Below are 13,620 nucleotides of genomic sequence, written 5' to 3'. Positions count from 1 at the left end.
TAGTCAGAAGCTTATTAAGATTTGATTAACCGATAATTGAGTATAGGATACAAACCACCATTCATCCGTACTTTCTATTTCGCCGCCAATTTAAATTCATACGGACATATACCAACTCAACTTATATTTGTCTCATTTCTCAATTCCAAGACTAGTTGCATGAAAAACCATGAGCTTTTCGAGGTTTTACCAACAAATGCCTTCCAGAGCACCGACAAGTTAACTTAATATTCACTCCGTCAGCCCATATCATTAACAATAAAAACTATGCGTCTAACAATTACAAATAAACTTTTAATAGCGCTTATATTGGTCTTTGGAACAGTGGTTATTATCTCGACAACCTATCAATATAACCAACAAAGGGATCTCATCTATTCAGTCCTCAGTGAACAACTTCATGACAAAGCAAGTAACTATTTCGATAGTTTAAACATGATGATGCTCACCGGTACCATGGCTCAAAAAGAAACGCTGAGAAATAAAGCGCTAGCTCAAGAGAATATTGAAAACGTTCGTGTTCTTAGAGGAGATGCTGTTTCCAAGCTTTATGGACAGGGTTTAGAAAACCAAGTAGCGGTCGATGACATCGATAAACGTGCCCTCAATGGAGAAACGGTTATAGAACCGTTTAAAGCAGATTGGGGAAGTGGTCTAGTCGTTGCCCTGCCAATGGAAGCAAGCACCAACTATCGAGGTACAAATTGCGTTACCTGCCACATGACAGAAGAAGGCGAAGTATTGGGAGCAATTCGCATCGAATACAACCTGAATCAAGTCAATGGATTAATCAATAAGCGAACCGCCATTGCTGTCGCTATTATGGCCGCCATCGCGTTTCTTGGTTACTTAGCAACGATATTTATTGCTCGTCGGTTTATTGTTGGACCCGTGCAGACCACGTCCAAATTTATGACTCGTGTTAGTGGCAGCAAGGATCTCTCCATTAGATTATCGCAAAGACAAAATGATGAAGTCGGTGATTTAACCAATGACATCAATGCATTTCTGGACACAGTCTCAGACAGCCTGACTAAAGTACAAACTACAGCGCAAACCGTCAGCGCAAATGCCGACAAACTAACAGATATTGCGGAAAGCAACGAGTCTGTCGCAAAGCGTCAGCTTGATGAAACCGCAGCAGTAGAATCCAACATGCAGATGCTGAAACAGCAACAGGCTACAGTCAGTGACGCAACCGAACGTGCATCGCAGTTGATGCAAGAGACGTGTGAACTGACAAAGGCGAGTAGCACCGAAGCTCAGTCTGCAAGTAACGATATCGAATCATTGGTACAAGATATTACTCAAGTCTCCTCCCATATCTCTGAGCTTAATGAACAGACAGAGCAAGTCTCAGCAATTCTGTCGACAATCAAAGGAATCGCAGACCAAACAAACTTGCTTGCACTCAACGCTGCTATTGAGGCTGCGCGAGCTGGGGAGCAAGGGCGCGGATTTGCTGTTGTTGCAGATGAGGTTCGCTCTCTTGCTAGCAGAACCACACAAGCGACTAATGATATTGAAGAGATCATTGCTAAATTCCAACAAGGCAGTAGCTACTCCGTTCAAGCGGTTCGAAACGTCTCCGAAACAGCCCACCAAAGAGCGGATGAGGTTCAAGCTCTGGCAGATAAAATGCAAACCGTAGTATCTCAAATCGAGGCCACGACTGACATCGCTAGCCAAGTGCAAGAGCAAATCCAAGCTAACCGAGAAACCAGCGAAAGCGTCGGTCAAAAAACCGTCGTAATTAGTGAGCACGCTAACGAAGCTTCGGACTCAGCGACTCACACTCACCAAATTAGCATGGATTTGCAGCAACTCTCCCACCAACTCGATACATTACTGAATCAATTTATGCTGAATAACCACAATAAAGGTTGAACCGTGAAAATTGACAGGTAATATGTCCCTTTGAAAAGAAATTTAGTAGCAACCCAATGAATTGGCTAAATGTTAGCCAAAGTCATTGGGTTGTATTGTTACCTCCATGGAGAAGATTAATAACATGACTTACGCGCCTGTAACTGACGTACTAAGCGGTAAGCTAGCTGTTGACAGTGAAGTCACTGTACGCGGCTGGATCCGTTCACGTCGTGATTCCAAAGCTGGAATCTCTTTCCTTGCCATCTACGACGGCTCTTGTTTCGACCCGATTCAGGCCGTGGTCCCTAATAATCTTAATAATTACGAGAATGAAGTACTGAAGCTAACAACAGGCTGCTCTGTTGAAGTAACAGGTACCATCGTAGAGTCTCCAGCAAAAGGTCAAGACTTCGAACTTGCAGCGACAGACGTTAAGGTTGTTGGTTGGGTTGAAGATGCTGATACTTATCCAATGGCAAAAACACGTCACTCAATCGAGTATCTACGTGAAGTTGCTCACCTGCGTCCACGTACCAATGTTATTGGTGCTGTTGCGCGTGTACGTAACTGCCTATCTCAAGCTATCCATCGCTTTTATCACGAGCAAGGCTATTTCTGGATGTCTGCACCACTTATCACGGCTTCTGATGCAGAAGGTGCGGGTGAGATGTTCCGCGTTTCTACGCTAGATATGGCTAACCTGCCATTGACAGAGCAAGGTGATGTAGACTTCAACGAAGATTTCTTCGGTAAAGAAACATTCCTGACGGTATCTGGCCAGCTTAACGCTGAAGCGTATGCTTGTGCTCTAAGCAAAGTGTACACATTTGGCCCAACTTTCCGTGCTGAAAACTCAAATACTAGCCGCCACCTAGCGGAATTCTGGATGGTTGAGCCTGAAGTCGCATTTGCAGACCTTGATGACGCTGCGAAACTAGCTGAAGACATGCTGAAATATGTGTTCAAAGCGGTATTGGAAGAACGTCGTGACGATCTTGAGTTCTTTGCTCAACGCATCAACAAAGAAGCGATTACTCGTTTAGAGAAGTTTGTAGAATCTGACTTCGCACAAGTAGACTACACTGACGCAATTCAAATTCTGCTTGATTCAGGTAAAGAGTTTGAGTTCCCTGTTGAATGGGGCATCGATATGTCTTCTGAGCACGAGCGCTACCTTGCTGAAGAGCACTTCAACGCACCCGTTGTTGTTAAGAATTACCCGAAAGACATCAAAGCGTTCTACATGCGTATGAACGACGACGGTAAAACAGTAGCGGCAATGGACGTACTGGCACCGGGCATTGGTGAAATCATCGGTGGTTCTCAACGTGAAGAACGTCTAGAACTGCTAGACAAGCGCATGGTAGAAATGGGGATCGACCCAGAACACATGAACTGGTATCGCGATCTTCGTCGCTATGGCACTGTGCCTCACTCAGGATTTGGCCTAGGCTTTGAACGTCTAGTATCTTACGTGACTGGCATGGCAAACATCCGCGACGTGATTCCATTCCCACGTGCACCACGCAGCGCAAACTTCTAATTCTTACTCATTTTGCTCTTACGAGCAGAGATAGAACCCAATTTAAAGACCACCGCTTTTGGTGGTCTTTTTTTGTTTCATCACATGCCAATTCAAGAGCGGATAACTGAATGCTTACTTTGCAAATTCGAATCGAATATTCAGTTGGTAATTCATCCTATTAGCACTACATTTAGAGTGTAAACTTTATATAGAACGAGGTCTCATGATGGGAAAATTTACAGTAAAAGATATTGAATACTATGGTGAATCAGACGGCGTTCATAAATGGCAAGCTTCAAGTGGTCAACCATACTACTGGCATCCTGATTGGCTGCATGTTGCTGAAGATGAAACCGGATTGCACCCAAAACAAGCGCTAGAAGTAGATGACAATGAAAGCGCAACAAAAGAGCATGCAACAACGGCTATCGTAAAACATCTCAATGAATGGCTAAAAGACAAGTTAGCTCAAAACCCAGATATAGAAACTCAAGCAGTAGAATCTGAACACGAGCTCAAAGGCAAGAACGATTAATCGTCAACTATCTTAGCTAACGTGCTTTCCATTGCTGCATAAAGAGCACGTTAGTTATAACTTAACCTAGCAACTCAAACACTATTTCTAGAACTTTACATACACAAACAATGAATTAGTGTCCTTTTCTGTTTCAAATCAAAATAATTTTCTGTTTTCTTCTTTAATGTGGTTGTCTCCTATAGCCTTGAAAGGTATAAATAGGCTGTTGTCGTTTGTTAACAAACGTTTTGATTGCCCCTTCAATTAACATGGATGAAGAATATGTTTGAAAAAGTTGTTGCAGCACCCGCCGATCCAATCCTTGGTCTTACAGAAGAGTTTAAAAAAGACGCTCGCGCTGAGAAAATTAACCTAGGTGTTGGTATCTACAAGAATGAACAAGGTGAAACTCCCGTTCTAGCGACTGTTAAGAAAGCAGAAGCGGCACTGCTGGAGACTGAGAAAACCAAATCTTATCTAACTATTGAAGGGACAGCTGAATACGGTCTAGCTGTTCAAAAACTGCTTTTCGGCGCTGATTCAGAGATCGTTGCCGAAAAACGTGCCAAAACAGCTCAAGCTCCAGGTGGCACCGGCGCACTTCGTGTTGCTGGTGAGTTCATCAAGCGTCAGCTTGGTGAAGTGAAAATTTGGATCAGTAACCCTACTTGGGCGAACCATAATGGCGTATTCAGCGCTGCAGGTATCGAAACCGCGCAATATCGTTACTACAACGCTGAAACTAAAGATAAAGACTTTGCAGGCATGGTTGCAGATCTTGAACAAGCGTCTGCCGGTGATATTGTTCTGCTACATGGTTGTTGTCATAACCCAACAGGTATCGATCCTACTGCCGATGAGTGGGAGCAGTTAGCTAAACTTGTTGCAGAAAAAGGCCTAATCCCATTATTTGACTTTGCTTATCAAGGCTTTGCTAAAGGTGTAGAAGAAGACGCTCAAGGTCTACGTGCGTTCGCTAAACACAATAAAGAGATTTTAGTGGCGAGTTCTTTCTCTAAGAACTTTGGTCTATATAACGAGCGTGTTGGTGCATTCACATTGGTTGCGACTTCAGAAGAAGTAGCAACAACGGCTTTCTCTCAAGTTAAGAGCATCATCCGTTCAATCTACTCTAACCCACCAGCACACGGTTCTGCAGTAGTAACTCACATCCTAAATGACCAAGCTCTACGCGCAGAATGGGAGCAGGAAGTTGCAGAAATGCGCGACCGTATCCAAGAAATGCGTGAACTATTCGTAGAGACTCTTAAAGCCGAAGGCGTAGACGCAGACTTCAGCTTTATCGAACGCCAAAATGGCATGTTCTCTTTCTCAGGCCTGACTAAAGAGCAAGTTAACCGCTTAAAAGAAGAGTTCGGTATTTACATTGTTGGTTCTGGCCGCATCAGTGTTGCTGGTATGACAAAGTCAAACATGGGTCCACTATGTAAAGGTATCGCCGCAGTTCTATAAGCTCGAGCTCATAGAATCAAGACCTTAGCATCGAACAAATGCAACTATCAGGTACAAATAAAAGGTCAGCTTCGGCTGACCTTTTTAGTATCTGCGTGTAGTATTAAAGCATTGACCGACAGTTAAGGCCGCACATGGACGCAGAAATCTTGGAAATTCAAAACTTCCTAGCCTCCCACCCTCCTTTTGACGAACTTCCAGAAGAGACCGTACTTTATGTCTCACAACATATGGAAATCGCGTACTACCGCCAAGATACCCCCATCATCCACTTTGGTGATGATATTCACGACCTTTATATGGTTCGCAGTGGTGTGGTTGAAATCTACCGTCGTAAAGGAGAGCTCTACAATCGCCTGGATGAAGGAGACCTATTTGGGCAGATGGGACTGCTAACGAACAACAAAGTCCGCTTTCCAGCAAAGGCTGTCGAGGATACCTTGGTTTACTGTTTGTCAGCGGAGATCTTCCAAGAACTTTATGATGGATTTGACTCTTTTGCCGACTTTGTAGAAGTAGAGGATACCGTCCGATTGCGCCAAGCGGTCTCTAACAACACCAATGAGAACGACTTAACCACATCTAAAGTAAGAACTTTACTCACACGCGATGCACCTATTATTGAGCGTTCGAGTAGCATTCAGAGCGCAGCACGATTGATGGCTGATGAGCAAGTATCATCACTATTGATCATCGACCCAGAAGTCGTTGAAAACGACGAGGATGACACATCGCCGGTTCTCGGTATCATTACCGATAGAGATTTATGTACTCGAGTCCTAGCAGAGAGTCTTGACCCACAAGACGAAGTAGGCAATGTTATGTCTACCGATGTGATTTCTCTTGATCAAAATGCTTATGTTTACGAAGCCATGCTCATTATGCTTCGCTACAACGTACATCATCTTCCTGTTCTGAAAAACAAAAAACCCATTGGCATCATCGAAACCACTGATATCGTGCGTTATGAGTCGCAAAACTCACTTTTATTAGTCAGCAGTATTTTCCAACAGCAATCGATAGAAGAGCTGAAATCACTTTCAGAGCAAGTTAGAGACAGTTTTGTACGTTTGGTCAACGAAGATGCCAATGCTCACATGGTGGGTACGGCTATGTCGGTAATTGGTAGAAGTTTTAAGCAGAGAATTATTGAGCTCGCTGAAGAGCAACTGGGGAGTGCCCCTATTCCCTATTGTTTCTTAGCGCTTGGCTCAATGGGACGTGATGAACAGCTTGTCGTCACAGATCAGGATAACGCCATTATCCTTGATGATAGCTATGATGCAGAGAAACACGGCAAATACTTTGAGGCGTTCGCAAAATTCATCTGTGATGCTCTTGCTGACTGCGGTTATACCTACTGCACTGGTGACATTATGGCTACTAACCCTGAGTGGCGCATGACACGCAAGGAATGGGAAGCCTGCTTCTCCGATTGGATTGATAACCCTAATCCTAAAGCGCTACTCAATGCTTCGATCTTCTTTGATCTTGACGGTGTATATGGAAAATTAAAATGGGCCGAGCAACTTAATAGTTTCATTGTTAGACGTTCCCGTCGCAATAATCGATTCCTCGCTTGCTTAGCCCGAAATGCACTGAATAGAAAGCCACCTCTCGGCTTCTTTAAAGACTTTGTTATGGAGAAGGATGGTCAACATAATAACTCCATCAATCTCAAACGTCGTGGTACTGCACCTTTGGTGGATTTAATTCGCGTCCACGCATTAGCGGTTGGCTCACGTTCTACCAATTCCTTTGAGAGATTAGACGATATCCATGAAGCTGGAATATTGCCTAAGGGTAGGGCTCGTGATCTAAAAGATGCTCTAGAATTTATTTCGATGGTTCGCATTAGTCATCAAGCAATCGATGTCGAACAAGGAATTGAACCAGACAATAATATTGAGCCAGAGAACTTATCGGATTTTGAACGTCGAAACTTAAAAGACGCATTCCAAATTTTAAGTAATGGTCAAAACTTCCTAAAGTTTCGCTATCAAGCTAATAACGCACTAAAGTAGGAAACTATGATCAAAAAATTACTTCAGGTGCCATCGGTTCAGTGGGAGGCCAAGTTTGCGACTTTAGCAGATAGAGTCTCCGACAAACGACTCAAAGCGTTTTATGCCAGCGGGCTACCCAATGCAGATACTCCATTAGAGCAAATAGAGTTCGTTGCACTGGATTTCGAAACGACAGGGCTTAATCCCGATAAAGACGGTATTTTATCTATCGGGTTAGTACCCTTTAACGCGTCTCGCATTCGCCTTAAACAAGCTGCACATTGGACAATTCGCCCTAAAGCCAAGCTCGAAGAAGAGTCAGTAGTCATACACGGTATCACGCATAACGACATTCTAGATGCACCGACTCTAGACGAAGTATTAAGCGATGTGCTAACAGCATTGGCAGGCAAGATCATTGTCGTGCATTATCGCCCTATCGAAAGAGGTTTTCTCAATAGTGCACTTAAACGAATGATTGGAGAAGGAATCGAATTTCCAGTGGTCGACACCATGCAAATCGAGTCAGATTATCAGTCTAGACTTACGGGAGGAGTCATCAACAAGCTGAAGGGAAAGCGAGCGGACTCAGTAAGACTTGGTCAAAGCCGACGTAGATATGGTTTACCAGATTACCCACCTCATCATGCACTGACAGACGCTATTGCGACCGCAGAACTGCTGCAAGCTCAGCTCGCTTATCATTACGACGGCAAACATACGATTAGCGAGATTTGGCTATAGATATGCACTCCCCTCTGACCGCTTTTGCTCAGAGGGGAGGTAAGATTAGATCTTAAAGCGACCAATCTCTTTTTCTAATTTCTGTGATAAGTTAGATAGGTCAACGGCTTGCTGTGCAGCTTCCTGAGCTTCTTCGGCTAACTCATCAGACACATCACGAATACCTTGGGTATTTCGAGTGATTTCAGAGGTCACAGACGCTTGCTCTTCCGCTGCCGTCGCTATTTGCGCAGCCATATCACTGATTTGTTCAACGGCCGCATGAATTTGCGTTAGGCTCGCAGCAGCACAGTTCGCATCATCGACACTGGTGTCCGCCAGTTGACGACTATCGTTCATAATACCCACCGCTTTTGCAGTAGTTGCTTGTAAGGTTTCAATCGTACTTTGGATTTCTTGAGTCGACGCATGAGTACGCTGACTAAGAACACGAACCTCATCCGCGACAACTGCAAAACCACGGCCTTGCTCTCCTGCACGTGCTGCTTCAATTGCTGCATTAAGAGCGAGCAAATTCGTTTGTTCAGCAATGTCTTGGATAGTCGACAGAATGGTATTGATGCTGTTACCGTGCGTCTCAAGCTCTTGAATTACGCCTGTCGCCACTTGAACTTCTGCCGCTAGATTTTGAATAGAGCCTTGTGTTTGAGAAACTTGGCCTGCACCGTGATTACTCGCACCAACCGCTTCTGACGAATTAGATGCTGTCATGTCGGCATTACTTGCAATCTCTTGAGTGGCCGCAGCCATCTCGTTAATCGCCGTCGCAACCATGTTGATTTCATCTTGCTGAGTTTGAATACGCTGGCTACGTACTCGGGCATGCGTTGCCGTATCTTTTGCTTGCTCTGACAGCGCCAGAGAAACATCTTTTAGGTGCATCACGGTTTCATGCATGTAGCTTACGAACGTATTGAAGTTTCTCGCCAACTGCCCTACTTCATCTTTGCTACGTGGTTCTAAACGCTGAGTTAGGTCACCTTCGCCGGAAGCAATCTCTTTCAATGCTTTTGACACGCGCGCGAGGTCATTCACTAAGAAACTCATCAACCACGACGCCACAATTCCAACAAGAACAAGAATAATCAGTGAGGTAATAATCAGTTGAGTTAATGCCGTTTTATGACCCGCTAGTTCTGTCGCTTTATCAAGTTCAACCGCAAACACCCAGTTTGTTCCGGGAACCTTCGAGAAGAACATCAGCTTCTCTGTACCGTTTAGTTTAAGCTCCAGCATTGTGTTATCGGACGCTTTTTGCTGAATGGTTTGGATATTAAAACTCTGACCCAATGTCGTCACAGGCTTTAGAAGTAGTGATTTGTTAGGATGTGCTAAGAAAGTGCCGTTAGTCAGATCAATGAGCATTGCTGTCGCATTATTACCGACGTTTAAGCTGATTACATCGTTAACTAACTGGTCAATGAGAACATCAGCCCCTACGACCCCCATAAGTTGGCCGTGCTGTTTTACTGGCTCTGCAATTGTCACCAATAGTGCGTTGGTAATGGCATCTTGATAGGCCTCCGTAATAATCTGTTTATTCGCAGCCTGAGCCTCTTGATACCAAGGACGGGTACGAGGATCGTAATCAGCACGATTACGCTCAGGGTGAGAGCGGAACATTTCACCAGCCGGAGTGCCAAAGAAAATGTCGTCAAAGCCACCCGCTATGCGAGCTTGCTGTAAATATGGAACTTTGTCCTCTTGTTCAACAAAACCGTTGAACGCAGTGGCGATAGTTTTGCGAATATCGACCCAGTTTTTAATGCCTTCTACAGCAGCGTACGAGACATTGTTCGCACGTGCACTGATTGCAGCATTAGTTTGCGAGGATAATTGATTAGCGGCAAGAATGGTCAACGCGACCGCCATGAGCACCACCGCACTGAGTGTGGCAGCAATAAGCTTTTGTCTTAATGATAAGTTCATAGTTTATTATTCTGTCTTTGTCGGATTTTGGTTGTTATTTTTATTGTTAACCACTACGTGGCGTGCGAATAATATACATATTCAGCAGCAAAATCGAGCGCCAATATATTGACTTATAAGCACTTTATAGTGACATTTCATTGACCCCACTAATTTTACAAACATTGTTTTCGTTTGTATTATGCTGGAGATTTAATCAACTCCACTATAATCGGCTGATCACTCCATTTCTTTAGGGCTCGACATGTTAAAGTTCTACCAAAGGCAATTTCCGATTGTCGAGGCCATTGCTTACTTGAAGCAACCTCACATTCATTAGCTAATGTTGATTTTTGTGCTGACAGCACTCAAAACTCGGGAGAATTTCCTCAACATTCAATTTGGCTAATTTTAGAGGTTCACTATGAACTCCAAACATTGGACTCGGTTTGAACTACTTCATCAAACTGTGACTAACCCTAATATCCACGTTAAAGGTACGCATAGTTATTACAGCGACGCTTACGACAATGGTTTCGAGTCGTCTGTCGTCCGCTACCTGCATGGCGACGAGCAAACTCGACATAAGTCGCCTCCATGGGACATTGACCAACTGTATATAGGCGATTATGTCTGTATCGGAGCGGAAGCAGTAATACTTATGGGCGGCAACCACACTCATCGACTCGATTGGTTTTCACTCTATCCATTTTTGGACAATGTCGAACAAGCTTATCAATCGAAAGGCGATACCATTATTTCTGATGGTGCATGGATTGGCATGCGAACGATGATCATGCCAGGAGTGTCTATTGGTGAAGGGGCAGTAGTTGCGGCGAATAGCGTGGTGACGAAAGATGTAGCACCTTATTCAATTGTTGGCGGTAACCCAGCAAAGGTCATTAAGCATAGGTTTGATGCCGACAGCATAAAGCGTTTGCTAACACTCAATATCTATCAATGGAGTGAAGAAAAATTCGAGGCGCTACGACACCTCATTTGCGCCAGCGATATCGATGCACTCGAAAGTGCTCACACACTCTATGAAAGCCGTTAATGGCAATCATAATTGAACATCGATAAACAAAAAGAGCGGCTAATTAGCCGCTCTTTCCTATCTGCTTAAATTGCAATCAGTATTTTTCAGTTCTCATACCAAGCAATAGGCTCACACACATCATCAGCAAAATGATGGTGAACGGTAATGCAGATGAAATCGCACCGGCTTGCAGTGCTGCAATCGCCTCATTACCACCAATCCAAAGTAGCGCAACTGCGATAGCACCTTCCATAAACGCCCAGAATACGCGCTGAATAACTGGTGCATCGACTTTACCGCCCGCTGTAATACTATCGATTACCAAAGAGCCTGAGTCTGACGACGTAATAAAGAACACCAAAACAAGCACAACAGCAACGATAGAGAGCATCGTACCCATAGGCAATTCATCGAACATTTCAAACATCGCCAATGGAACATCACCTAAGCCATTAGTACCCAGTGAGCCAACTTGATTAATCACTTGATCAATAGCCATGCCACCAAATACTGACATCCACACCACGGTCACTGCGGTAGGTACGATAAGTACTGCTGTAATAAACTGGCGAACAGTACGACCTTTCGATACACGCGCGATAAACATACCTACGAATGGGGACCATGAAATCCACCACGCCCAGTAGAACACAGTCCAACCGTGCATCCATACTTCATCTTCGCGTCCATGAGGGTTGCTTAATGGAATAATGTTCTTTATATATGCAAACAACGTCTCAGGAATCGCGGCAAATGTAACGGCATAACCAATAAAAGCAACTAATATAAGCAACAAGAAGGCGATGATCATGTTGATATTACTAATAACCTTAACACCGCCATCAATACCGCGTAATACAGAAACAACCGCTAATAATGTTACGACCGCAATAACGACTATTTGCAAAGTCATTCCTGACTCAACACCAAACACGTGATGAATACCACTCGCTGCTTGCTGCGCACCTAAACCAAGAGATGTTGCTAAGCCGAACAATGTCGCCAATACCGCAAGAATATCAACGATGTGACCTGCCCAACCCCAAGCTCTGTCGCCAAGAATCGGATAGAAAATTGAACGCATCGACAAAGGTAAACCTTTGTTGTAGGCAAAAAAGGCAAGTGAAAGAGCAACAACGCCGTAGATTGCCCATGGGTGTAGACCCCAATGGAACATAGTAGCACCCATTGCAAGCTCTCTTGCCGCCGCAGTGTTTGGCTCTACACCTAGTGGAGTTTCAAACCAGCCAGTAAAATAAGCCACTGGCTCAGCTACACTCCAGAACATTAAACCAATACCCATACCAGCAGCGAACAACATGGCAAGCCATGACATAAACGAATAATCCGCGACCGCATCTTTACCACCAAGGCGGATTTTACCGTATGGGGACACTATCAATGCTAGACAGAAAACAACAAATATGTTCCCAGACCACATGAATAGCCAATCAAATTTATCAATGATTGCTAGTTTGATACCATCAAGAGCAGATTTTGCGGTATCCGCGTCAACAATGACGGTTAGTAAGAGAAGCAGTGCTATAAATCCCGCACTAATCCCGAAGACAGGGTTGTGAACATCAAACCCCCATTTCTGGACATTATCTTGCCCAATAGTGTAGTCAGTACTATCAATACTGTACTTATCAATACCCTTTGTCATTAATCCTCTCTATGACCCATTCCTTTTAACTCAAAGCATTTTAGGTCAAAACTATGAATGCTGGACTACAACGAACAGCTGACCTTTAACGATACCTGCTTTGCAAACGTTGTATTTTACCAAATTATAAGCGGAATTTCACATAATGTTAGAAACATCAGACAATTCGTACCAAATAGGAATGAGACAATTAACGATTAGAGCTCAAATTAAATCGACGGTAACGAGAAGTTAAGAAAGGAAGTGGAATAAATTTTTGGCCCCATTTTGCTGAGGCCGTCGCTTTATAAACGTACTAGTTCTTCGAAATATTACTGTCGAGCTGTAGAACCGGAGACGCGTCAATATCGTCGGCATTCATCATTAAAGAAATACGCTGAATCGACGACAGCAACAAAGTTTGCTCCCAGTTTTCTAGGCGCTGGAATTTCTGAACAAAACTATCCTGCAATGGTAAAGGCGAGTCTTTTAATACTTCCTCCCCTTTCTCAGTCAATGTTGCATGAACTTTACGTTTATCTTGTTGACTACGAATACGTTGGACATAATCTTGAGCTTCAAGACGGTCAATGATCGTTGTTGCCGTTGCTTGGCTAATATTGGTTGAGTTTGATAGCTCACGAATTGTCACATCACCCATATCTTTGATAGCTTTCATCAAGATAAGCTGGGGGCCCGTCAAACCGCACTCTTTCTTTAGCTTTTTAGAGTGTAGGTCAATCGCGCGGATAATCTGGCGTAGCGCCACCAATACTTCTTCGTGTTTTTCCAATTTCCAATCCAGTCTTTCAAAGAGTTAGCGCGCTCTTTATAACAGAACGCGAAACAGAATGTGTAGTGATTTTGGTAAAAGTCTCAATTGATCACAGCTTT

General features: G+C 43.9%; 9 protein-coding genes and 2 pseudogenes. 7 read left to right on the top strand and 4 right to left on the bottom strand.

What is annotated here, in order from left to right:
* Positions 1-267 precede the first annotated feature (267 nt).
* From AWH66_RS24395 to AWH66_RS24370, 6 genes are all read left to right on the top strand, one after another.
* On the top strand, positions 268-1,887 hold the full coding sequence (locus tag AWH66_RS24395; RefSeq protein ID WP_038225872.1) for a methyl-accepting chemotaxis protein: 1,620 nt from the start codon (positions 268-270) through the stop codon (positions 1,885-1,887).
* Between the two features lie 124 nt (positions 1,888-2,011).
* Positions 2,012-3,412, top strand: coding sequence for an asparagine--tRNA ligase (gene asnS / locus AWH66_RS24390; RefSeq protein WP_063603779.1), 1,401 nt, complete (start codon positions 2,012-2,014; stop codon positions 3,410-3,412).
* A 208-nt stretch (positions 3,413-3,620) separates the two neighbouring features.
* Positions 3,621-3,929 (top strand): hypothetical protein, encoded by a 309-nt coding sequence (locus AWH66_RS24385; RefSeq protein WP_063603870.1) that lies wholly within the window; start codon positions 3,621-3,623, stop codon positions 3,927-3,929.
* 264 nt (positions 3,930-4,193) lie between these two features.
* Positions 4,194-5,384, top strand: a complete 1,191-nt coding sequence (locus AWH66_RS24380) for an amino acid aminotransferase (RefSeq protein ID WP_063603778.1) — start codon at positions 4,194-4,196, stop codon at positions 5,382-5,384.
* Between the two features lie 134 nt (positions 5,385-5,518).
* Positions 5,519-7,408, top strand: coding sequence for a putative nucleotidyltransferase substrate binding domain-containing protein (locus AWH66_RS24375; RefSeq protein ID WP_063603777.1), 1,890 nt, complete (start codon positions 5,519-5,521; stop codon positions 7,406-7,408).
* A 9-nt stretch (positions 7,409-7,417) separates the two neighbouring features.
* Positions 7,418-8,134: a 3'-5' exonuclease gene (locus AWH66_RS24370; RefSeq protein WP_063603869.1), complete on the top strand. Its 717-nt coding sequence runs from the start codon at positions 7,418-7,420 to the stop codon at positions 8,132-8,134.
* A 45-nt stretch (positions 8,135-8,179) separates the two neighbouring features.
* Here the strand turns inward: AWH66_RS24370 and AWH66_RS26340 are convergent.
* Together AWH66_RS26340 and AWH66_RS26335 are read right to left on the bottom strand one after the other, a co-directional pair.
* Positions 8,180-9,349: pseudogene (locus tag AWH66_RS26340) on the bottom strand (methyl-accepting chemotaxis protein); the annotation flags it as partial.
* Positions 9,350-10,006 (bottom strand): annotated as a pseudogene (locus tag AWH66_RS26335) (cache domain-containing protein); the annotation flags it as partial.
* A gap of 460 nt (positions 10,007-10,466) precedes the next feature.
* On the opposite strand from AWH66_RS26335, the gene AWH66_RS24360 reads away from it, so the two are divergent.
* Positions 10,467-11,099, top strand: a complete 633-nt coding sequence (locus tag AWH66_RS24360) for a CatB-related O-acetyltransferase (protein WP_063603775.1) — start codon at positions 10,467-10,469, stop codon at positions 11,097-11,099.
* 76 nt (positions 11,100-11,175) lie between these two features.
* On the opposite strand, the gene AWH66_RS24355 is transcribed toward AWH66_RS24360, so the two are convergent.
* Together AWH66_RS24355 and AWH66_RS24350 are read right to left on the bottom strand one after the other, a co-directional pair.
* Positions 11,176-12,747, bottom strand: a complete 1,572-nt coding sequence (locus AWH66_RS24355) for a BCCT family transporter (RefSeq protein WP_006073732.1) — start codon at positions 12,745-12,747, stop codon at positions 11,176-11,178.
* A 295-nt stretch (positions 12,748-13,042) separates the two neighbouring features.
* Entirely contained in the window at positions 13,043-13,519 is a 477-nt protein-coding gene (locus tag AWH66_RS24350) for a MarR family winged helix-turn-helix transcriptional regulator (protein ID WP_063603774.1), read from the bottom strand.
* Positions 13,520-13,620 lie beyond the last annotated feature (101 nt).

Source organism: Vibrio barjaei, from assembly GCF_001639065.2.
Classification (GTDB): Bacteria; Pseudomonadota; Gammaproteobacteria; order Enterobacterales; family Vibrionaceae; genus Vibrio; species Vibrio barjaei.
Note: the sequence above shows the minus strand (reverse complement) of the source record. Positions and strands in the feature narration are given on the sequence as shown.

Excerpts from the sequence above, each read along its gene's own strand:
- AWH66_RS24375 (WP_063603777.1), top strand. The coding sequence starts at position 5,519 with ATGGACGCAGAAATCTTGGAAATTCAAAACTTCCTAGCCTCCCACCCT.
- AWH66_RS24385 (WP_063603870.1), top strand. The coding sequence starts at position 3,621 with ATGGGAAAATTTACAGTAAAAGATATTGAATACTATGGTGAATCAGAC.
- AWH66_RS24395 (WP_038225872.1), top strand. The coding sequence starts at position 268 with ATGCGTCTAACAATTACAAATAAACTTTTAATAGCGCTTATATTGGTC.
- asnS (WP_063603779.1), top strand. The coding sequence starts at position 2,012 with ATGACTTACGCGCCTGTAACTGACGTACTAAGCGGTAAGCTAGCTGTT.
- AWH66_RS24380 (WP_063603778.1), top strand. The coding sequence starts at position 4,194 with ATGTTTGAAAAAGTTGTTGCAGCACCCGCCGATCCAATCCTTGGTCTT.
- AWH66_RS24355 (WP_006073732.1), bottom strand. The coding sequence starts at position 12,747 with ATGACAAAGGGTATTGATAAGTACAGTATTGATAGTACTGACTACACT.
- AWH66_RS24360 (WP_063603775.1), top strand. The coding sequence starts at position 10,467 with ATGAACTCCAAACATTGGACTCGGTTTGAACTACTTCATCAAACTGTG.